A 20,650-nucleotide genomic window follows, 5' to 3' on the forward strand; every position below is an offset into this window, starting at 1 on the left:
GGGCATGCATCATCGAGGAGATGCCCGCGAATAGGCATATGGCGGCCATTCGGCATCTCCCTGGGGTAACAGGAATGATCGAGTACGGCGAGCGATAAGGAACGTCCATTTTGGCTGCCAATAAAGCTGTAAGAAGTACCACCACTACGCAGGCACGTGCTGACGAACACGACATCAAACTGCACAAGGCCACCGACCGTGTCAACTTCGGATCCATCCGCGAACCCATCGAGGTGCCCTACCTCCTGGGTGTGCAGACCGACAGCTTCGACTGGCTGGTCGGCAACGACCGCTGGAAGAAGCGGGTCGAGGAGGACCAGGTCAACGGGACCCATACCGTGGCCCCCGTCTCGGGCCTGGATGAGGTTTTCCAAGAGATCTCACCCATCGAGAACTTCGCTCAGACCATGAGCCTGACCTTCTCGGATCCTTACTTCGAGGAGCCCAGGCACACGGTCCAGGAGTGCAAGGAGAAGGACTACACCTACTCCGCCCCCTTGTACGTGAACGCCGAATTCGAGAACGGGGACACCGGCGAGATCAAGTCGCAGACCGTCTTCATGGGCGACTTCCCGCTGCAGACCCCCCACGGCACCTTCATCATCGGCGGCTCGGAGCGCGTCATCGTCTCCCAGCTGGTCCGCTCTCCTGGCGTCTACTTCGACCGCACCCAGGACCGCAACTCCGACAAGGAGATCTTCGGAGCCAAGATCATCCCCAGCCGGGGCGCCTGGCTGGAGTTCGAGATCGACAAGCGCGATGTGCTGGGCGTGCGCGTGGACCGCAAGCGCAAGCAGTCCGCCATCGTCTTCCTCATGGCCATCGGCATGACCAAGCCGCAGATCCGCAAGGCCTTCAAGGGCTACCCGCTGGTGCTGGACGCCCTGGAGAAGGAAACCATCGAGACCCAGGACGAGGCCCTGACCGACCTCTACCGCAAGATCCGGCCCGCGGACACCGCCTCGCCCGAGGCCGGCCGCAACCTGCTGGACTCCTTCTACTTCAACACCAAGCGCTACGACCTGGCCCGGGTCGGCCGCTACAAGATCAACCGCAAGCTCGGTCTTGAGACCGACTTCAACGACCGCAGCCTCCACCCCGAGGACATCATCGCCACCCTGAAGTACCTGGTGACCCTGCATGCCGGCGGGCAGACCTTCCCCGGCCGCCGCGACGGCCAGGACATCGAGCTGCGGGTAGACGTGGACGACATCGACCACTTCGGCAACCGCCGCATCCGCCAGGTGGGCGAGCTGATCCAGAACCAGCTGCGCACCGGCCTGAGCCGTATGGAGCGCGTGGTCCGCGAGAGAATGACCACCCAGGACGCGGAGGCCATCACCCCGCAGTCCCTGATCAACATCCGCCCGGTCAACGCCACCATCAAGGAGTTCTTCGGAACCTCCCAGCTGAGCCAGTTCATGGATCAGAACAACCCGCTGGCCGGCGTGACCAACAAGCGTCGTCTCTCGGCCCTGGGCCCCGGCGGCCTGTCCCGCGACCGCGCCTCCATGGAGGTGCGCGATGTGCACCCCTCCCACTACGGACGCATGTGCCCCATCGAGTCCCCTGAAGGCCCCAACATCGGTCTGATCGGCTCCCTGGCCACCTTCGCCCGGGTCAACCCCTTCGGCTTCATCGAGACCCCCTACCGCAAGGTCATCGATGGCCAGGTGACCGACGACGTGGTCTACATGACCGCCGACCAGGAGTCCGAGCACACCATCGCCCAGGCTAACCAGGAGATCGACGAGACCGGACACTTCGTCGAGGACGAGGCCCTGGTGCGTGACGCCGAGGCCGAGGCCAAGGATGTGCCCGTCTCCCAGGTGGACCTGATGGATGTATCCCCCCGGCAGATGGTTTCGGTGGGCGCCTCCCTGATCCCCTTCCTGGAGCACGACGAGGGCCACCGAGCGCTGATGGGCACCAACATGCAGCGTCAGGCCGTCCCCCTGGTCAAGTCCGAGCGTCCCCTGGTGGGCACCGGCTCCGAGTGGCGCTCCGCCATCGATTCCGGTGATGTCATCCTGGCCGAGAAGCCGGGCGTGGTCACCTACGTCTCCGCCGACATCATCCGCGTCATGAATGACGACGGCACCCAGTCCTCCTACAAGCTGGCCAAGTTCCAGCGGTCCAACCAGACCACCTGCTACAACCAGGTTCCCCTGATCAAGGATGGGGAGCGGGTCGAGGCCGGCACGGTCCTGGCCGATGGCCCCGCCACCCAGAAGGGCGAGATGGCCCTGGGCAAGAATCTCCTGGTGGCCTTCATGCCTTGGAACGGCTACAACTACGAGGACGCCGTCATCATCTCCCAGCGTCTGGTCCAGGACGACACCCTGAGCTCCATCCATATCGAGGAGTACGAGACCGACGCCCGCGAGACCAAGCTGGGCGCCGAGGAGATCACCCGCGACCTGCCCAACGTGGGCGAGGACGCAGTGGCCAACCTGGATGAGCGCGGCATCATCCGCATCGGTGCCGAGGTCGAGGCCGGAGACATCCTGGTCGGCAAGGTCACCCCCAAGGGCGAGACCGAGCTGACCCCCGAGGAGCGGCTCCTGCGGGCCATCTTCGGCGAGAAGAGCCGCGAGGTGCGCGACACCAGCCTCAGGGTGCCCCACGGCGAGACCGGCACGGTCATCGAGGTCAAGGAGGTCACCCGCGAGGATGCCGAGGAGGACGGCGACGAGCTGCCCAACGGCGTCAACCGGATGATCAGGGTCTACATCGCCCAGCACCGCAAGATCACCCAAGGCGACAAGCTCTCCGGCCGCCACGGCAACAAGGGCGTCATCTCGAGGATCCTGCCCGAGGAGGATATGCCCTTCATGGCCGATGGCACTCCCATCGACATCATGCTCAACCCCCTGGGCGTGCCCTCGCGTATGAACCTGGGCCAGGTCCTGGAGCTCCATCTGGGGTGGATCGCCCACTCCGGCTGGGACATCAGCCTGGATCCCAACCTGGAGGCCGAGTGGAAGAAGCACATTCCGGCAGGTGCGGAGAAGGCCGAGCCCGGCACAGCCGTGGCCACACCGGTCTTCGACGGCGTACGGCAGGATGCCCTGAACGGCCTGCTCAAGACCACCCTGCCCAACCGTGACGGCGAGCGCCTGGTGGGCGACGACGGCAAGGCCGTGCTCTACGACGGCCGCACCGGCGAACCCTTCACCAAGCCGATCTCCGTGGGCTACATGTACATGCTCAAGCTCCACCACCTGGTCGACGACAAGATCCACGCCCGGTCCACCGGCCCCTACTCCATGATCACCCAGCAGCCCCTGGGCGGCAAGGCCCAGTTCGGCGGCCAGCGCTTCGGCGAGATGGAGGTCTGGGCCCTGGAGGCCTACGGTGCCGCCTACACCCTGCACGAGATGATGACCACCAAGTCCGACGACGTGGACGGCCGTGTGCGGGCCTATGGCGCCATCGTGCGCGGGGAGAACCTGCCGGCGGCCGGCATTCCCGAATCCTTCAAGGTGCTGCTCAAGGAGATGCAGTCGCTCTCCTTGAACGTGGAGGTGCTCAACGCCGAAGGCAACGTGATCGAGATGAAGGACGAGGACGACGACCCCAACGCCGCCTCCGACGACCTGGGCTTCAACATCGGCGCCCGCCCGGACGCCGCCGCCAAGGCCGACCAGTCAGCTCCCGAGCCGGAGTACCGCTGAACCACCAGTCACAGGGATGCCCGCCTGACGGGCATCCCGCTAAAAGGCAAACTTCAGAGCAGTTACAAGATCAGAGACAGGACATAGAGTGCTGGACGTCAATGCATTTGACAAACTGAGAATCGGACTGGCCACGGCCGACGACATCCGCGGCTGGAGCTATGGCGAGGTCAAGAAGCCCGAGACCATCAACTACCGTACCTTGAAGCCCGAGAAGGACGGCCTGTTCGGCGAGCAGATCTTCGGACCCACCCGCGACTGGGAGTGCGCCTGCGGCAAGTACAAGCGCGTGCGCTTCAAGGGGATCGTCTGCGAGCGCTGCGGCGTGGAGGTCACCCGCTCCCGCGTCCGCCGCGAGCGTATGGGCCACATCGAGCTGGCCGCCCCCGTCACCCACATCTGGTTCTTCAAGGGCGTGCCCTCCCGGCTGGGCTACCTGCTGGATATTGCGCCCAAGGACCTGGAGAAGGTCATCTACTTCGCGGCCTACATGGTCACCAAGGTGGATGAGGACAAGCGCCACAAGGATCTGCCCGACCTGCAGGACGAGTTCGACAACGAGATCACCCAGCTTGGGAAGAAGCGCGACCTGGAGATCGACAAGCGCGCCAAGAAGCTGGAGGAGGACCTGGCCGAGCTGGAGAAGACCGACGAGGTCAAGGGCTCTATGAAGGCCCGTCTGCGCAACGGGGCCGAGCGGGACATGACCGCCATCCGCAAGCGCTACGACGACCAGATCCAGAGGGTCACCGCCGTCTTCGACCGCTTCAAGACCCTGAAGCCCGGCGACATGGAGGGCGACGTGGATCTGTGGCGGGAGATGCAGGACCGCTACGGTGACTACTTCGAGGGTTGCATGGGCGCCGAGGCCATCAAGAAGCGCCTGCAGGACTTCGACCTGGAGGGTGCCGCCAAGGAGCTCCGCCACGAGATCGACACTGGCTCCGGCCAGCGCAAGGCCCGTGCCCTGAAGCGGCTCAAGGTGGTCTCCGCCTTCCTGAACACCGGCAACAAGCCCGAGGCCATGGTCCTGGACGTCGTCCCGGTCATTCCGCCCGACCTGCGCCCCATGGTGCAGCTGGACGGCGGCCGCTTCGCCACCTCCGACCTCAACGACCTCTACCGGCGCGTCATCAACCGCAACAACAGGCTCAAGCGCCTGATCGAGCTGGGCGCCCCAGAGATCATGCTCAACAACGAGAAGCGCATGCTCCAGGAGGCTGTGGACTCCCTCTTCGATAACGGCCGCCGTGGCCGTCCCGTCACCGGAGCCTCCAACCGCCCCCTGAAGTCCCTGGCAGACATGCTCAAGGGCAAGCAGGGCCGCTTCCGTCAGAACCTGCTGGGCAAGCGCGTGGACTACTCGGGCCGTTCCGTGATCGTGGTCGGGCCCTCCCTGCGCATGCACCAGTGCGGCCTGCCCAAGCCCATGGCCCTGGAGCTCTTCAAGCCCTTCGTCATCAAGCGGCTGGTGGACCTCAACTACGCGCAGAACATGAAGAGCGCCAAGCGGCTGGTCGACCGCGGCGACCCCGAGGTCTGGGGCGTGCTGGAGGAGGTCATCTCCGAGCACCCCGTCCTGCTCAACCGTGCGCCTACGCTGCACCGTCTGGGCATCCAGGCCTTTGAGCCGATCCTGGTCGAGGGCAAGGCCATCCACCTGCCCCCGCTGGCCTGCGCGGCCTTCAACGCCGACTTCGACGGCGATCAGATGGCAGTCCACCTGCCCCTGTCGGCAGAGGCCCAGGCTGAGGCCCGTTCGCTCATGCTGGCCTCCGACAACATTCTCAAGCCCGCCGACGGCCACACGGTCACCATGCCCTCCCAGGATATGATTCTGGGTCTGTACTACCTGACCACTGTGGTTGACGGTGCCAAGGGCCAGGGCCGGATCTTCTCCAGCCTGGCCGAGGCCCGGATGGCCCTGGACCTGGGTGAGATCGACATGCAGGCCAAGATCCTGCTGCGGGTCCCCGCCGACTTCGTCATGCCCAAGGATTGGGAGCCCGGCGACCTCAAGGTCATCGACCCCGAGCCCGGCAGCCCCGACGTGGTCAAGGAGGAGGTCTTCAAGGACGGATCCAGGCTCTTCGCCACCAACTACGGGCGGGTCCTGTTCAACCGGACGCTGCCTGTGGACTACCCCTTCATCAACGAGCAGGTGCCCAAGGGCAAGCTGTCCGGCATCGTGGACGACATCGCCACCCGGTACTCGACCGCCCAGGTCGCGGCCACCCTGGATGCCCTGAAGGATCTGGGCTTCACCCGGGCCCAGTGGTCCGGCGTGACCATGGCCTTCTCCGACATCGTGGTGCCGCCCGAGCGCGAAAAGATCGTCAACGAGTACCAGGGGCAGGCCGCCAAGGTCAACTCCCAGTACGACATGGGTCTGCTGACCGACGAGGAACGCCGTCAGGAGCTGATCAACCTGTGGACCGAGTGCACCGACAAGGTGGCTGACGCCATGCAGGAACACTTCACTCCGGACAACAACGTGAACATCATGGTCCAGTCCGGGGCACGAGGCAACTGGATGCAGATCCGCCAGATCGCCGGCATGCGAGGCCTGGTGGCCAACCCCAAGGGCGAGATCATCCCTCGACCCGTCAAGTCCAACTACCACGACGGCCTGTCGGTGCTGGAGTACTTCATCTCCCAGCACGGCGCCCGCAAGGGTCTGGCCGACACCGCACTGCGCACCGCCGAGTCGGGCTACCTGACCCGTCGCCTGGTCGATGTCTCCCAGGACGTGATCGTGCGCGAGGAGGACTGCGGCACCATGCGCGGTCTGACCATGAAGGTGGCCGAGCGCGACGAGCAGGGCAACCTGGTTCTGGTCAAGGCCGCCGACGGCGGACCCTACTCCAGGCTCCTGGCCGCCGACGTCATCGACCCCAAGGACGGCAAGACCGTGCTCTACAAGCGTGGCGACGCCCTGTCCATGGATGTCCTTCGCGACATGGTCGCCCACGGCGTGGAGGAGGTCAAGGCCCGTTCGGTCCTGACCTGCGAGTCCACCCGCGGGGTGTGCGCCAAGTGCTATGGCTGGTCCCTGGCCACCAACAAGCTGGTGGATGTGGGCGAGGCTGTGGGCATTGTGGCTGCCCAGTCCATCGGCGAGCCCGGCACCCAGCTGACGCTGCGTTCCTTCCACTCCGGCGGCGTGGCTTCGGCCTCCGACATCACCCAGGGTCTTCCCCGTGTCACCGAGCTCTTCGAGGCCCGTACCCCCAAGGGCGAGGCTCCCATCGCGGAGTTCCCCGGCACCGTCAAGGTGGAGGACACTGATCGCGGCCGCCAGGTGACCCTGACCCCCGACGACACCTCCGTGGAGGCGCTGACCTACCCGGTCACCCGCCGTGCGCCCATGATGGTCAAGGACGGACAGCACGTCGAGGCCGGCACCCAGCTGATCGAGGGCTCCGTGGATCCCAAGAAGATCCTGCGCATCCTCGGCCCGCGCGCTGCCCAGGTGAACATCGTCAACGAGGTGCATACGGTCTACCGCTCCCAGGGCGTGGACATCCACGACAAGCACATCGAGGTCATCGTCCACCAGATGCTCCGCCGCGTCACGGTCATCGACTCGGGCGACACCGACCTGCTGCCCGGCGAGCTGGTTGACCAGGCCAAGTTCAAGGCCGCCAACATGAAGGCCGTCAAGGCCGGAGGCAAGCCGGCTGCTGGACGCCCCGAGCTCATGGGCATCACCAAGGCCTCCCTGGCCACCGACTCCTGGCTGTCGGCCGCCTCCTTCCAGGAGACGACCCGCGTGCTCACCGAGGCCGCCCTGAACCAGAAGGTCGACGACCTCAAGGGTCTCAAGGAGAACGTGATCATCGGCAAGCTGATCCCTGCCGGCACCGGCCTGGCCAGGTACCGCAACGCCACTGTGGAGCCCGACAAGGCCATCCGCGACACCATCTACCCCAACTTCGGCCTGGGTGGCGGCGACGTGGATCTGAGCGACGCCGACCTGAACGATGTGGACTTCTCCAACATCGACTTCGGGGATCTGAAGCTGGGCGACGACTTCAACCCTGACGACTTCCTCAACGACCAGGGCGGCCAGAGCCATCTGGACACCCCCAATGTGCAGGATCCGTCAGCTGAGGCCGCCGATCAGACGGCTGCCGCGGGCGCCGGATCTTCGGATGCCGCCGATGGCAGTGACTCCGCCCAGAATCCGTCCCAGCAGCCTGGTTCGGCCACCTTCTCCTCCTCGGAGGATCAGCACTCCAACCAGTGAGCGTCTGAACAACCGGTAGCCGCAGATCCGCTTGGGCCGGATGACCCGGCCTAGCGGATTCGGCTGCCGGATATGTGATAAAGGATGAGGGCCCGTGCGATCATAGCGATCGCACGGGCCCTCATCTTGTTTTTCTTGCGATCTAGGTTCTGCCGGTAGATAGTGGCAGACGATGGCTGTTTAGTGACCGGTTCTGGGCGCGAAGGACACGTCACGGCGATTTCAGCCATGGCAGATAGGTCAGCGCAGGTGCCTCGGGGAAAGCAGGGTCCGCCAGCGTCGGGTTCGTGGCAGGGATGCCAGGATGGCGGATCGCAGCTTGTCCACCAGCTGCCAGCAGTCTACGGCCTCCTGCTCGTCTGAAGGGTGCCGGTCGAACGAGGCCTGATCGGCCATGTTGCGCAGTCGATCCAGATCCCGGCGCAGACCAGCCGACGAGGACCCTGGGGGGTCAGCCAGCAGGGTCTGGGCGATCAGAGCTGCCTGCTCGCTACGGGTGCCCTCCAGGGGCAGGCCGGTTTGTCTGCCCAGGTTGCCGATCTGTCGCCAGCCGGCGCGGATGCGTGTCTTCGGGTCGCCGGTCGACCGGGCCCGTCGGCGTAGCCAAGCCTTGACAGCCAGCAGGGCCAGAACCAGGAGAGCCGGCAGCCAGAGCGGCATGGTCCAGAGCGTCACTCTGGCTATCAAAGGTCCGTACCGTTTCCAGAAGGAGGGTGAAGATTGTCGCGATGCTTCCTGTCCGCCGACGGTAGTTCGACCCTGGGTGGCCCGGTCGTCGCGGGGAGGATCGACCAGCGGGGGCGGCGGCTGGCGGACCAGGGTGCGCGGATTGGGTGGGGTGGAGTCCAAGGACTTGTCCGGGATCTTGGTCTCCGGTGGGGTGGGGTAGAAGGGGACCCACCCTAGTCCTTTCAGACTGACCTCCACCCAGGCCTGGGCATCGCGTCCGGTGAAGTCGATTCTGGTGCTCCCGTCCGCCTGGGTCCTGGTCCGTGCCCGGCTGATGGAGCCATCGCGGTTCTTGGGCAGGAATCCCAAGACCACTCGGGATGGCAGGCCCATCTGCCGGGCCAGGAGGGCCATGGCCGAGGCGTATTGTTCGCTGTCGCCCACCATGGCCTGGCCTTGCAGGAGCTGATTGATCCGATAGTCGCCATGGCCGGAGGGCGACGGGTAGTCTCCTGCCAGACCGTGGGAGAACCATCCCTCCCGGTGCAGCCGTTCCTCAATGGCCAGGGCCCTGGCGCCGCCGCGCACCTGCATGGAGGTCATGGAAGCAGCCGCCTTGGGCAGGCTCTCAGGTGCATCCGCCAGGGCAGGCACCTGCGCATCTCCAGGATCGCTGTCAGCTATACGACGGGTTGCAGGTCGGCCTTCGGCCACGCCGTGCACCGAATAGCTGGTCCCCTTCTGCAGGGGCTGATCGGTCAGTGCGGTGTCTGTGGCCTTGTTGAAGTAGAGGTCCTTGCGTTGCAGGCCCTGATCCGTATCGATGCCGTCGACTTGTCCGGCGGAGGGCAACCAGGCATGGTCGAACCCCTCCCGGATCAGGAAGGTCGCGGTAAAAGGCTGTCCGGCCTGTCCGCTGTCTTGGGCCTGCTCCTGCTGCCTTTCCGTGCGGATCTGGGCGCCGATGCGCCGGTAGTCGGCTGCTCCTGCGCCCGAGGAGTCGGACAGATTCCAGACCTTGCCGTCATAACGGTCCATGACGGCCATACGGACCGGGGTGCCAGCGGGCAGGTTGCGGACCGTGACCAGGGTATCGTCGCGGTGGCGTTTGATGTACGCCCGGTAGTCGCTCAAGGGGCTGGTGAACTGGTAGGGGTCCATGGGCGGCTGATAGTGGTCACGAATGACCAGCCGGGTCGGGGCGGGCAGCAGTCCAGCGGAGAAAATCAGTCCAGCTGTCAGTGCCAAGGCCAGAAGAGTGGATGCGAGCCCTTGCAGACGGATCAGCCCCAGCCCGCTGGCGCACCAGATCAGCAGGAGCAGCCAGAGGATGCCACCCGTCAATGCCGGGTAGAGGCCCCTGCTGGTGCCTAGGGCTGCTGACACAGCCATGGCGGCCAGGATGGGCAGCGTGGCTGTCAGGACGGCCACGGGGTGCGCGGGCCGTCCCAGGTTGCGACCCAGGCCATGGCGGGCCAGCAGCACGGCCAGATAGCAGGTCCAGAGCATCAGCGTCCACAGAGCCATCAGTCCGCCTGCTTCCTGGCCGAGTGGGGGATCGATGGCTGCCAGGGTCTTGAAAGCGCCGAAGGTGGCGGACCAACCTTGTGCCAGGGTTGCCCAGGTGGGCAGGACATGGGCCAGGGTGGTCCCGTTCAGAGCGAGGATGGGGCCCAGCAGGAACTGGGCTGCGATCAGCAGCAGAGGCTGCAGGAGGGCTGTGGCAATGCCGCGGCGGGGGAGCATGGCGATCAACAGTCCGGCCAGACATGCTGCGGCTCCCACTGTCAGCCAGAAGGGCAGACTGCCATAGACCGGCAGCAGCTGCAGTCCGGCCAGCAGATCGAGTGGAGCCAATGCGGCGACCAGAATCATGGGGGAGCGGCGCCTGGTCGGGTCGACAGTGGACTGCAGACCAGTCCGGTCGATCAGGCGGATAGGCTCCCTCTGGGCTTGGTCCATCCACGATGCTGATGTGCTCATGGCTGGTTCTCCAAGAGGATGGGAAGGTCCTTCCTGTTGCCCAAAACAGCGTTGACCAACCCCGGCTGCGTCTGCAGGCTTGGATGGGCGCCCAAGTCAGCAGCCAGCAGCATGACCGGAGATGCGCTTTGGGCCGATCCGTCCATCAGGGCTGAGGGTTGGCGGTCGCCCAGCGAACCGGTCACCAGGATGGTCAGACAGGTCCGCTCGGGAGCCTCAGCCAGGTCGGGCTTGTCGTAGCTGTCCTGACGGGGGCGGATGGCGCTGCAGGCATCCAGAAAGCTACGGGGATCCTCCGTAGGCAGGGTGGTTCCATGGGCATCAGGATCGTCCGGTTCCGGAGCCAACGCTTGCAGCCGACGGCCGTCAAGCAGGCATCGGCAGCCAAGGGAAGCATAAATTTCGACCGCCAGTTCGAACTCATCCGCGTTCCGGTAGGAGGCGGCCTGGCCGTCCAGGATCAGTTCGGTCCTGGTGCGCAGGGTGGGCTCGTACTGGCGGACCATCAGGGTGCCGGCCCGGGCAGTGGACAACCAGTGGACCCGTTTTATGTCATCGCCCGGAACGTAGGGGCGCAGGGCATGAAATTCCAGATCGTCGTCGACAATGCCGGAACCAGGATCCCCCTCCAGGTCGCGTTCCAGCCCGGCTTCGAGGGGCGGCAGGGCCACCGTGCGGGGATGGATGTAGAGTTTTCGGGCGCCGGTCAGAATTCGGCGGCGACGGATGAACCCCAGCGGATCGCCGGCCTCCATGGTCACCGGGCCCAGGTCAATCACGCCACGGGACCTGGCTTCCAGCTTCAAGCTGATCTGGTGACTCTGGCCGGGGGCAAGGGCTGGCAGGGGCGCAATGACCGTTCCTTGGCCTAGAGCCAGACCGATTCGGCCGCGACGGGTGGAACGGCTGCCTGGGTTGGTCAGAACCAGGACCAGCTCGGCCTGGCCACCCACCTCCAGATGGCCTTGGTTCAGACTCGTTTCAGCGTTGCAGGACAGGTTGCCCAGGCTCGTCAGCAGCCCAAACAGCAGCATGCCCGCGCCCAGCAGAGCGCCCGCCAGCAGTTCACGCCAGCCTGTAGGGACGAAGGCCAAAGCGCACAGGAGTGCGGCCAGAGCCATAGCCCGGCCCAGGGCGGTGATCGACTGCCATAGGCCGGCGGCCCGGGATCGCAGGCTCTGTTCGGATCCTGTCGAGGATGCCGGTCTCGCTTTCGGGGCAGGTCGGCTGGCGAAGGCGGTCATGGCTCACTGCTCTCCTGTGGGGACGGGGACCTTGGCCAGGGCTTCGGCCAGCGCTTGGTGTTCATCCATGTCCGCCAGCCTGCTCTGGGCGGTCAGGACCAGCCGGTGGGCCAGGATGGGGTCGACCAGGTCCTTGACGTCATCGGGGATCACGTAGTCGCGGCCCTGGGCACAGGCCCGGATCCTGGCGCAACGGACCAGAGCCAGCCCGCCTCTGATGGAGGAGCCGACCCGGATGGCGGGGCTGTGCCGTGTGGCTTCGATGATGTGGATGACGTATTCCATGATGGAGGAATCGCAGAAGACCTTGGAGGCGCAGGCGGCCATGGCCTCCACCTGGGCGGCGTCGACCACCGGTTCCACCAGGCCTGCCCGGTCGCGGATGTCGGCCTCTTGAAGGATGCGCATGCTGGCATCGTGCCCAGGCGCCCCAAGCGAGGTGCGGATCAGAAAGCGGTCCATCTGCGCCTCGGGCAGGGCATAGGTGCCCAGCTGCTCGATGGGATTCTGGGTGGCCATAACCATGAATGGCCGGGGGAGGCGGTAGGTGCGGCCATCCACGGTCACCTGGCCTTCCTCCATGACCTCCAGCAGGGCCGACTGGGTCTTGGGGGAGGCCCTGTTGATCTCGTCGGCCAGAACCAGGGAGGCGAAGACCGGCCCAGGCCGGAAGGAGAATCGTCCTTGAGACTGGTCATAGAAGGTCACGCCCAGCAGATCAGAGGGCAGCAGGTCGGGGGTGAACTGGATTCGCTTGCAGTCCACGGCGATGGAGGCAGCCAGGGCGCGTGACAGCTGGGTCTTGCCGGTGCCTGGATTGTCTTCCAGGAGCACATGGCCTCCCGCGATCAGGGCAGTGACGCACAGGGCGATGGTCTCCTCCTTGCCCAGCACCGCCTGGCCGACGTTGTCCACGATGGAGCGGAAGAGGCCGGCGAAGGTCGGCACATCCACGGCGGCCTGGCTGCTTCCTGCGGTCTGGACTGATCGCCTCTGCTGCCTGGCGCCTGCTGCTCGATCCGCTGCTTCGGTGGAAGACCGTCTGTCCCGTTCTGTCTCTTCCATCTCCCCGGGTTCGTCGGTCCTGACTGCGTACGTGGGGGCCGAGGTCTTCCCCGGCTGGGTATGACGGGACTGATCAGTGACATCGACAAGGTCAGGCCTTGCAGGAGCTGATGAGGGCCGGGCGAACAGGTCACGGACCGGCTGGCGGCCGGGGATGGTCCCGTCTTCAATCATGGTGCGGTCAGATGGGCTGGATTCCGCTCCGGACTCCCGGCTTGTTCTTTGTCTGGCAGACACAGGGATGCGACCGGGCCGGGTCCGGTCGTCGCTCACCGCAGGAGTGGATTCCTGCTGGCCCAGACCGGCCATGAGGGCTTGGCGCTGCCGCTTGAGTACATCCAGTCGGTCGGCAGGGATCCGTCGGCTCTCGTTGCCCTCCTCGCGGACGGCTTTGGGGGTACTTCTCCTGGTCGCGTCATCCGGGATGGTGCCGTCCTGCTGGATGGGTTCGTGTGCGTTTCGTTCATCCATGGTCATTCATCCTTGTCTGCTGAGGGGACCCCTGACGGGTAAGGGTCTTGTCTCTTGGCTTGTCGGTCTCCTTGGGCAGGATCAGCTCCTTGGTGGCGGCAGGCGAATGGCCTTCGGACCCCATCCCGCGGATGCGAGCGACTGCCCGGAAGGTCAGCGTGTCACCTGGCTTGGCGGATCCAGCAGGCAGGGTGATGACTTCACTGACCTCCGGCTGGTTGCAGGGCAGGGTCCAGGAGGCCTTGTCGGAGTCGAGGCCATCGATGCTCACCTGGATGTCTGCGCAGGACCGGCCGTGTTCGCCCCCGGGGGCAAGGACCAGCTTGACCTGGTCCTTGCCCTGGTACTCAAGAGTCTGGAATGCAGGGGGATCCGGATGCGACCAGGTGGCTCCAGAGGCTGAGGCCACAGGTCCGGATCCGGCCATATTGGCCGGAGTCACGCTCACCGTGCAGGTGGCTCCTGCCTCGTCATGGCCGACATCGAAGACCGCCTTGGTGGCGGTGGCCGCGCGCCATCGTGGCGAACCGCAGCCGGAACCCTCGCCGTGGACCGCATAGCCCTGGATGGGCGAGCCATGATTCTCTGGCGGGCGCCAGGTGACGGTCAGAGTTTCCTTGCTGCCGCCGTCCACGGTCAGTGCCTGCACGCCTCCGGGAAGCGCGTCCGGTCTGGCTGCCGCCGGCGAGGAGGCAGGGGACCAGCCCACCTGGTTGTGGGCTTGGACAGTGAAGGAGTAGTCATGGCCGTTGGCCAGCCCGTCGACCCGGCAGGTGACGGCATTGCCGCAGGAACGTTGTCCCGAGCCTGCCGATGAGGTGTAGGAGACCCGGTACTCGTCCACCGGACTGCCGTTGGCTGCGCCCGGCTCCCAGGCCAGGCGAACCGTTCCGTCGCCGGCCTGGGCCGCGCCCGCCAGCATTCTGGGGGCCTGCGGGCGGTCGATGATGCCCACGGTGATGGTGGCGCTCACCCGGCGTCCCGGATCACGGCTGCCATCCTCGACCGTGGCCAGAATGGTATTGGTGGAGGCGCCGATGTCACGATCGGCCTTGATGGCGATCCTCCCGTCGCCCAGGTTGCTGGCTGTCAGTCGTGAAGCGTCATCGCTGACCAGGCCGACCAAGCGCAGCGGAGTGTCGGGGAAGGGGTTGAGGGCGCCGTCGAACAGGTTCAGCTCCATGCTCTGCCCGGCTTTGAGCCCCACCTGACGTGAGGGGACCGAAGCCAGGGGCCGGGTGGTGGCGACGATGCGGAAGGCCAGGGCCGTATGTACATCGCCGGATGAACCGGTAATGGTCACCGGCAGGGTTGCCTTGGTGCCAGGCGTTGCGGTCTTGTCAGCGGACACGTTCAGCTGGCCCCGAGGACTCAGCCTGGCATGGATCGGCCCCTGGGGGTCCCCGGAGGAGAAGGTGCTGTCTGCCGGGTCGCTTCCCTGGGGCCAACGGGTCATGGCATGCAGGGATATGGTCTGTGCAGGCTCCCCGGCCACCAGATCGATGACCGGTGCCGAGAGGACCGGCGGGGATGCTCTGCCGCCTGTTACGGTGATGGGCAGGGTCAGCACCGACTCGTTGATGATGGCCTGGCCGCCTGGATCCCCGTCACGGACGGCAAAGGTCAGTGAGGCTGGACCGGCATAGTCCTTGGCGGCGGTGAACCTCAGGGTGTGCTCATCCACATAGGGGTCGGATCCGTCGGACTTGGTGGCCGAAACGGACTGGCGGGAGGTGATCCGTGCGGTCTTGCCTGCACCCACCCTGACCTGATCGGCGATGTCGATGGTGATGCTCTGACCAGCCCGCACTTTGAGGGCCGGAGCGCGGGGTCTTAGGACTGGAGGGAATACCCCATAGGCGGGGACCTTCACAAAGGCCATTGAGGTGATCTTGTACCGGGTGTTGGTGACGGTGTAGGGCACAGCCCTGGCCTGGTCGGTCAGATCGATGACCAGCTTGGCGGAGCCGGCTTCGCCTGCGGTCCTGGCGTGGGCCCTGGCTCCAGGATGAATCCCAAGGCGCAGGTCATCGAGGGTGCCGGATGGATTGCTGATGGAGTCGGCCAGATTGACTTCCACGCTGCGCTTGTCCACGGTGTCCTCGGGAGCCACCTGGTAATCCTGGGCTATGGGCGGCTGGATGGGGGCTTGAGGATCCGAGACCACGGTCAGGGTGGCCTGGTCGCTCAGTCCCGCCCGGTTGCGTGCCCGGTAGACCAGGTAGGAGGTGCCTGGCTGTGAGGGGGAGGTCAGCCGGATCATGCCGTTTTCCACGCTGGCCTGGTCCAGGCCCTGGCGCTCCAGGTGGGGGTCCAGACTCAAGGAGTCATCATCCCCGGAGATGTCGTTGAGCAGGACTGGCACATCGGCCACGGTCCCAGGCCGCAGCCTGACCTTGTCGTCCCGGGCGAAGACCCCGGTCACCGACGAGTCAGGGAAGACCCCGATGCGTACGCGCGCCTGGGCACGCTGCCCCACCCAGTCCTCCACGGCGTAGGTGAACTCGTCGGTGCCGTGCGAGTCGGGATAGGCCTCATAGATCAGGTAGTCGGCCCCGGCTTTGACGATCCTGCCCAGCCTGGGCGCCTGGTTGCCCAAGCCGGACAGGGTGTCGCAATCTCCATCCTGGTCGATGCCGGTCAATGGGACGGGGATGCGCACCTTGGTCCCGGCAGCCACCTGGGCCCGCAAATCCTTGGGTGTAGGCGCGGGCTTGCTGGCCGGGTCGGAGGCATGCACCCGGAAGGTGATGGTGCCTGAGGCCGCGTTGCCCAGATCGTCCCTGACTGTATAGGTGGCCGGGAAGTCCCCGGTGCGCTCGCTGGCCTGATATCTGACCGTGTCCCCGGATACGAAGGCCAAGCCTGCAAAGGTCCGCTGATCCGTAGTCAGCTGCTGGTCCAGGGTGACGCTGGTCCCGTCAGCGTGAGCGACCTTGTCCATGACCGAAACCGTGACCAGGCCCGATGAGCGGACCCCAACCGTCAGATTCGGGGCCTTGGGCGCCGAGGCCGCCCTGCTCAGGGAGGGGGGCTGCAGGACGATGGTCCCCTGAGCCGTACCATCGGCGTTGGCAACTGTGTAGGCGATGCTCAGCGGCCGTGTGGGGATTTTTCTGGCAGACAGGTAGACCCGGCGGTGGTCCACGATGCCGACCTTGATGCCGGAGTCCGGATCCACGCGCACATCGGTCAGGGCCAGCACTCCGCCCATGGGATCCAGGTCGTTGTCAAGCGGATCGACGATGGCGGTCTGGTCGGCCCCCAGCAGGGCTACGTCGTTGACAGGAACCGGCAGCGCGGATCCGCCCTGGCCGTGTTCTACCTCCAGCCTGACCAGCCCCTGGGTCTCCCGGTCACCCTGGGCCACCCGGTAGGGCACATAATAGGTGCCCGGGTTGGCGGCGGTGGCGGTGAAGGAAAGGCTTTCGGCGTTGACCTCCACCTGGATTCCATCGGGTTTGTCGACCCGGACCAGGCGGAGCGGCTGAGCGGCATTGGCGTGTACGCTCCTGCTCAGGTCCACGGTGGCCTCTCGGCCGGGAGCGGCCTGGCGAATGACCGGATCGACCAGTGGAGCCAGGGTATTGACGGGTTTGACGGTGAAGTAGATCAGTCCCTGACCGCTCATGACTCCGTCGGAAACAGTGACTTTGACAGCCAGCCGACCGGAGGTGGCCGACCCGGCGCTCATGGTCAGCTGTCCGTCAGCCCTGGTGGACAGGGATATCCGATCCGAATTGACGGACTCGGCGCCGGCCAGGGTCAGCGGGTCCCCATCAGGATCCTCGAAGCCGGCCAGGGCGTTGACAGTGGTCGTGGCGCCCTGCTCCACTTCGTATTCGGGAGGGGTGTCGTTCTGGACCGGTGCCTGGTCGCCTCGGTCCATCTTGGCAGGGGCGATGCTGAGGTCGATGCCAGCCGAGGAGACCTGTCCGCGTCCGTCGGTTATGGAGTAGTTGATTCGGGCCCGACCCACAGGTGCGTCGCTGGCATCCACCTGCAGGTAGCGGCCGTTCATGACCGGAGACAGGCGCAGATTCCCTTGCGAGCTGCGCGCATCCTCGATTCGCAGAACCGAGCAGTCCGTCTGGCGATCGTTGCGCAGGGGGTCCAGCAGGGCTCTGGAACCGGCCCGGATGCCCAGACTGTCGTCCTCGGCCTTGATGGGTTGGGATCCTGATCGACAGGTGGCCGCGAACCGCTGGCGATTGTCGGCCGAGTCCTGACGCTGATCGGTCCTGTCCGCGTGCTTGACCTCCATGGTCTGCCACTGCGGCCGAATCACCTTGGTGGAGGATCGAGGATTCCAGACATCGCCAGTCAGCACGTCGTTGAGGATGACCCTCCGGTGGTTGGCCCGGAAGACCAGATCCGAGGTGGGACTGATGGCCTCCAGGGTGGAGGGGCGCGGCTGCGGTGACCGGACCCGCGGTACGGCTGTCCCTGTTGCGCACAGCCGCAGGAAATTGTTCCCCGAGGAGGCCCAGGCCGTCCAAAGGCATCCGCCCGAGGATACCGGCTGGGCGGGTTGGCCGCTGCCGCCGGTGCCTAGAGTCTCAACCTGATTCCGGGGGTGATCCAGATCGACCAGGTGGACGCTTTCCTGATCGGTCAGGCCCACCCAGGGTCCCTGGCGGTCCATATCCACTGGAGTGGACTGGAGCTGCAGGTCTCCCTGGTGCGCTATCCGGATGGATCCCTTAGGCCAGTAGAGCCGGTCGCCTGCCAAGAGGACGGGTCTTCCGTCGATGACGCTGAATGCAGTGGCCCGGACGGGAGTGTGGTCCGTCAGAGAGTCCAGCTCACGGTGGGCCCGGGAGTCCGGTCCGTCGATCCTTAACACGACCCCGTCCGAGGGCCGGTAGGCGTAGACGGCCCCGGAGGCATCCACAGTGACGGCGGCCCCGGAGCCTAGGGTCAGCACAGGGTCTCGGCGCTGAGGGTCCAGATCTCCCGGCGAAGCGGCCCGGCCCACCCAGATTCTGCCGGTCCGTGCCTGGAAGAGGGCCAGAGTGGGCCCGTTGACCATCCGTTGAACCCTGGCATCCGACCGGGTGGTGTCCCCCAGGGTGGCGGTGGAGGCCGCTATGGGAGCCATGCCTCCCTCACGGCCCAGGATGACCGCGTATCCGCTCTGGGCCAGGTCGAAGCGGTCGGTGCCCGTCGACAGGGCCACGTCCGCCTCTCCGATGTCGGGCTTGAACCGGGCTACCTTGCGCTCGTTCTGGGAGGTGATCCAGATGCTGCCGTCATCCACCTGAACGGCACGGCGGTCCACCCCATGCACGAATAAGACGCCCAGGACGAGCAGGACCAGCGCCGTCAGCGTGACGGCCAGGATGGCGGCAGGGTTCCTGGCGCGGACGGCCAGAGCATGCCGCAGGCGCAGCCCGGCCCGGCGCATCCGCAGGAATCGTCCCTGCAAGTACATAATCCCCTGGGTTCCTTTCCTGTCCTGCCACACAGGCTTGGCTTCTTAACTCGTCCCGGACCGCCGTCAATGCTCTCTCTGAGGACTGATTTTAGCTGGTTTGCAGGGTCTTGGCGGTCTGTGAAAGTCGGGGTGGTCGAATGTGAAAATTCATCCACCGAGGGTTCACTGAACGGCGCAGATAATGGTCGGTTCCTGGGACATGCTCCGGTCGGCCCGCACCAGGGTGACGCTGATGCAGGTCTGGCCCCCCTGCGGATCGTCGATGCGGGCGGTCGGCTGTCGGGTCTGTACGCTGCGGCCACGATCTTCGGCGCCGCCCTGGCCCAAGGGATGCCAAACATAGCTGTCTCCCGGTTTGGGGTCGGGATTGGCCCAAGCGAAAACTGCCGTGGTGCCCTGGTAGCGGCCCTGACCCTGGGTGGGCGAGGGAACTGAGCCCTCCTGCAGGTCATGAGGGTCGCTCGAATCCGTCGGGTCCGGGGACTGCGCCTGCTGGGTTTGGATCTGGGAGGAACCTGCAGTCGGCTGTGAACCTCGCTCGGATCCGTTTGGCAGGCCGACAACCAAGGCCCAGACCAGGGCAACGGCCAGGATGGCAGCGAGGATCAGCGCCAGAAGAATCACACGGCGGCGGCCGCCAGGAAACCGCCTAGCCTGGCTGCCTTCATGGTTAGCCGCCGCCTCCCTGTCTTGTTGCAGGCGCGATTTTGAGCTGACCCCAGTCCCGGTCCAGGAGTGAACGGACTCCTTGCTTTTTGTCCGGCCTGACATGGCTCCGGTATGGGCGTGCGAGCGTGCATCTCCCTGCGGATAGGGGGCGATTCCCTCGCCGATGAAGGGCGTCGCATGGCCGTAGAGCTGCTGCTGGACCTCCTGCAGGGCGCGGCCGAACTCCAGCGCCGAGTAGTAGCGGTCGTCCCGGTCATGGGCCATGGCCTTCTCCAGAACCGTAGCCAGCATAGGGGAGGCCTCACCCATGTGCAGAACCGGGGTTTCCGCTGTCAGGATCAGCTGGGCCAGGTGATCCTCATCCCTGGCCCGGTAGGCGTACTCGTAGGGGGAGCGGCCGGCCAGCATGCCGAAGAGCGAGGCGCCCAGGGAGTAGATGTCGCTGGCCTCGGACCCTCCCGAGCGATTGGCCAGGACCTCCGGGGCCGCCCAGGGTATGGAAAGCCCGCCGGCCCGTTCGCCTCCATAGATGCCAGAGGAGATGCCGAAGTCGGCCAGGACGGGCAGGCCCTGGTCGGTGATCAGAAAGTTGCTGGGTTTGACGTCCCGGTGCAGGATCCCGCGTTCATGGGCGCAGCAGAGGGCCGAAGCCATGCGCACTCCCAGGTCCAGTACGCCTTCCTGGTCCATGCCCCCCTTGAGCATGATGGTCTTGCAGCTGCCGCCCGGAGCGTATTCGAGCACCAGGCAATCCCGTCCGTCATCGCTGACCAGCGCCTGGTGGATGCTCAGGATGCAGGGGTGGGTGGAGAGCTTGGCCAGGGTCTTGGCCTCGCGCAGAAAGAGCTGATGGGTCTGCTGGTCCATGCTGCCTTGGAGGGCCGCCTTGACCGCCACAGGTCGGTTGAGCCCCTCCTGCTCGTACAGGTAGACGGCGGCGGTGCCTCCCAGATCAAGGGGTCGCAGGAGCCGCAGCCCGGGCAGCGCCGGCGCCTGGTCCATGGCTGGAACCGCACCCGGGCGCCAGGCCTGGGAACCATTCTGCTGCAAGGGACATCACCTCCGGGGGACTGCCTGAGAACTGTAATCCACGATAACAGCACGCCGCTCCCGATCAGGCTTCCTTTGAGCCTCCTGCGGGGTTCAGGACCAGTGGGTTCCGGGGCCTGCAGATGGACCATGCCGA

At 65.7% G+C, this 20,650-nt stretch carries 7 protein-coding genes; 2 read left to right on the forward strand and 5 right to left on the reverse strand.

Annotated features, from left to right (window positions below; genetic code table 11):
- Positions 1-110: 110 nt before the first annotated feature.
- Both rpoB and RAM15_RS01735 read left to right on the forward strand, forming a co-directional pair.
- The gene (rpoB, locus tag RAM15_RS01730; protein WP_306221793.1) at positions 111-3,677 is read left to right on the forward strand and encodes a DNA-directed RNA polymerase subunit beta; all 3,567 of its coding nucleotides are present in this window, start codon (positions 111-113) and stop codon (positions 3,675-3,677) included.
- Positions 3,678-3,765: 88 nt separating this feature from the next.
- Positions 3,766-7,926 carry a DNA-directed RNA polymerase subunit beta' gene (locus RAM15_RS01735; RefSeq protein WP_306221794.1) on the forward strand — a complete coding sequence of 1,387 codons (4,161 nt, stop codon included), beginning with the start codon at positions 3,766-3,768 and terminating at the stop codon, positions 7,924-7,926.
- Positions 7,927-8,166: 240 nt separating this feature from the next.
- Here RAM15_RS01735 and RAM15_RS01740 read toward each other — a convergent pair whose 3' ends face one another.
- From RAM15_RS01740 to RAM15_RS01760, 5 genes are all read right to left on the reverse strand, one after another.
- A complete protein-coding gene (locus RAM15_RS01740; RefSeq protein ID WP_306221795.1) occupies positions 8,167-10,578 on the reverse strand; it encodes a transglutaminase family protein in 2,412 nt (803 codons plus the stop codon).
- Complete coding sequence (locus tag RAM15_RS01745; RefSeq protein ID WP_306221796.1) at positions 10,575-11,822, reverse strand: DUF58 domain-containing protein; 1,248 nt, start codon at positions 11,820-11,822, stop codon at positions 10,575-10,577. Before RAM15_RS01745 ends, RAM15_RS01740 begins: the two co-directional genes overlap by 4 nt.
- A gap of 3 nt (positions 11,823-11,825) precedes the next feature.
- Positions 11,826-13,016, reverse strand: a complete 1,191-nt coding sequence (locus tag RAM15_RS01750) for an AAA family ATPase (RefSeq protein ID WP_444832402.1) — start codon at positions 13,014-13,016, stop codon at positions 11,826-11,828.
- Between the two features lie 334 nt (positions 13,017-13,350).
- Positions 13,351-18,792, reverse strand: a complete 5,442-nt coding sequence (locus RAM15_RS01755; protein ID WP_306221798.1) for an Ig-like domain-containing protein — start codon at positions 18,790-18,792, stop codon at positions 13,351-13,353.
- A gap of 165 nt (positions 18,793-18,957) precedes the next feature.
- Positions 18,958-20,514 carry a serine/threonine protein kinase gene (locus RAM15_RS01760; protein WP_306221799.1) on the reverse strand — a complete coding sequence of 519 codons (1,557 nt, stop codon included), beginning with the start codon at positions 20,512-20,514 and terminating at the stop codon, positions 18,958-18,960.
- Positions 20,515-20,650: the final 136 nt, after the last annotated feature.

The sequence above is a fragment of the Bifidobacterium asteroides genome (genome assembly GCF_030758775.1).
GTDB classification, from domain to species: domain Bacteria; phylum Actinomycetota; class Actinomycetes; order Actinomycetales; family Bifidobacteriaceae; genus Bombiscardovia; species Bombiscardovia kimbladii.

Coding starts and splice junctions, on each gene's coding strand:
- RAM15_RS01740 (WP_306221795.1), bottom strand. CDS start 10,578: ATGAGCACATCAGCATCGTGGATGGACCAAGCCCAGAGGGAGCCTATC.
- RAM15_RS01755 (WP_306221798.1), bottom strand. CDS start 18,792: ATGTACTTGCAGGGACGATTCCTGCGGATGCGCCGGGCCGGGCTGCGC.
- RAM15_RS01745 (WP_306221796.1), bottom strand. CDS start 11,822: ATGACCGCCTTCGCCAGCCGACCTGCCCCGAAAGCGAGACCGGCATCC.